This is a genomic window from Rhodococcus sp. NPDC006774, assembly GCF_040636045.1.
Lineage (GTDB): Bacteria > Actinomycetota > Actinomycetes > Mycobacteriales > Mycobacteriaceae > Rhodococcoides.
This window is the reverse complement of sequence record NZ_JBEYIW010000053.1, coordinates 1-1,947: the sequence shown is the minus strand read 5'-3', so window position 1 is coordinate 1,947 and position 1,947 is coordinate 1. Positions and strand designations below refer to the sequence as shown.

Annotated in this window: 2 protein-coding genes and 1 pseudogene; 1 reads left to right on the top strand and 2 read right to left on the bottom strand. The window is 64.5% G+C overall.

Annotated elements, in window-relative coordinates; genetic code table 11:
• Nucleotides 1-163: 163 nt before the first annotated feature.
• A complete protein-coding gene (locus ABZ677_RS27770; RefSeq protein ID WP_358375307.1) occupies nucleotides 164-1,078 on the bottom strand; it encodes an aldo/keto reductase in 915 nt (304 codons plus the stop codon).
• 186 nt (nucleotides 1,079-1,264) lie between these two features.
• On the opposite strand from ABZ677_RS27770, the gene cynS reads away from it, so the two are divergent.
• Nucleotides 1,265-1,714, top strand: coding sequence for a cyanase (cynS, locus tag ABZ677_RS27765; protein ID WP_358375304.1), 450 nt, complete (start codon nucleotides 1,265-1,267; stop codon nucleotides 1,712-1,714).
• Between the two features lie 30 nt (nucleotides 1,715-1,744).
• Here the strand turns inward: cynS and ABZ677_RS27760 are convergent.
• Nucleotides 1,745-1,947: pseudogene (locus ABZ677_RS27760) on the bottom strand (alpha/beta hydrolase); the annotation flags it as partial.

The following is a 1,947-nucleotide window of genomic DNA, read 5'->3' as shown; positions in this document are numbered from 1 at the left end:
CGCGGGCCGGTACGGGCCTACCTGGATGCGGTCTCGGTGCCGGGCACCGACGGCAGACTTCGGGTGCCGCACCCGGTCGACGTGTTCGCCGCGACGCGTCGATGAGAGGGCCCGCCACATCGACTCGAGTATGCCCGGCAACACAGCCTGGTGGAATCGGCGGTCACGTCCACGGCAGGCGGGAGCGGTTGTTCCAGTAGCGCTCTGGATTCTCTGCGCTGTTCAGTCCGGCCGCCACGATCAGCTCGCGGTCGACGGAGAGTGCGGCAACATTCTGCTCGAGTTGGGCAGCTGTGGCCGCGCCGGACAGCACGACGTCGGCCCACGGTTGCGCGAGTGCGATCGCCAGCGCGAGCGCGTCGCGGCCGATGCCGGCCGAATCCGCGACCCGGCCGAGCGCTGAATCTTCGGCCACGAGTCGACCATTGGCCATCGCCTCTTTGACGACGACGAACCAGCCGGCCTCGTGTGCACGTGCCAGAGCGGGGCCTACGGACGGCTCGAGTGGGTTCCACGTCGACTGCACCGAGCTGAACACCCCGGTGTCCAGCGCTGCATGAACCACGTCGGCTTGGTGCGGCCCGCTCGTACTGATGCCGATTCGAGTGCCGCTGTCGGCCAGGGCGCGTAGGTCGTCGAGCAGTGCGGTGTCGTCGAGGGCCGTGCTGTCCGGGGTGACGCTGTGGATCAGGTAGTGGTCGGGCGCACTGCCGAGTTCGTGGAGGGTCTCGGGCCACTGCTCGGCCAAACGGGCAACCGAGTGTTCCTTCACTTCGTGAACTTCGGCTCCCCGCTGAAAATCGGCGACGTAGGCGTAGCCCCATTTGGAGCCGATCACCAGTTCCTGACGCCTGTTCGGGTGTCGAGACAACCAGCTGCCGAGGAACCGCTCGGCCCAGCCGTAGGACCGGGCCACGTCGAAGTGTCGAACTCCGCTGTCCCACGCCGCGTCGAGCACTGCGTGGCAGAGCTGTTCCAGGGCTGCCGGGTCGAATCGCCCGTCCACAGCGTCCGAGTGCCCGACCGTCAAGTACTCGGGGCGTCCGAGTGCGGCAAGGCCGAGACCGAGTTGGGTCATGTCGTCAGTACTTTCGTCGTGTTCATGTCGGAAACAGCCACCCTATCCGCGATCGGGTAGCGCCTGCGGCCTCGATACGAAATGTTGCGAGACATGAGGTCTCGCCTGAGACTGGGAAGTTGCTGAGCCGCGCGAAGCGATATCGCGAAGGCCCGGCCTGTAGATCGACTACGAAGGAGAGAGCTGTTGCCCGATTTTGCAGGTAAACCGTTGATAGGTGAGATTCGGCTTGCACGTGTACGCGCTGGATTGAGTTGGGCCGCTTTGGCCGAGGCCATCGACAAGCCGGTGGCATGGACGGTGTCGGCCCTGTATGGCCAGCATCCTCTGAGCGTTGCTCATGCCGATGTGCTCGCAGAGAAGCTGGGGATGCCCGAAGGTTCGTTGTTCGAGTTGACCCTGGCTCCTTATCGCGGATCACTCGACATCTCCTCGGACCCCACGGTCTACCGATTCCACGAGGCGCTGGAGGTGTACGGCCCCGCGCTCAAAGAACTGATTGCCGAGGAGTTCGGCGACGGCATCATGAGTGCCATCAACTTCACCATGAACATCGAACGCCGCCCGCACGAGGACGGAGATCGTGTCGTGGTGACGTTCGACGGGAAGTTCCTCGACTATCGATGGACCGAGTAGACCGGATCGGGTGAGAGTCCGATTCCGCGGTCAGCCCGAAGTGTTCGTTGTCTCGTCACCGACCAGCGCGCGTCGCATCCAGCCGTACACCCGCTCGTCGTTGAGCAAGGTGAAGTGATGTGCGCTGTTGATCGCCAGACCGTCGTCCGGACGAAGTCCTATGTCGCGGAGCTTGTTTCGACCACCGGCGCTGTCGGTGCGGACCAGGCCGTCGCCCACGAAGATCCCGACCG

Bases quoted from the DNA above. Each gene is read 5' to 3' on its own strand.
- ABZ677_RS27770 (WP_358375307.1), bottom strand. From the start codon at position 1,078: ATGACCCAACTCGGTCTCGGCCTTGCCGCACTCGGACGCCCCGAGTAC.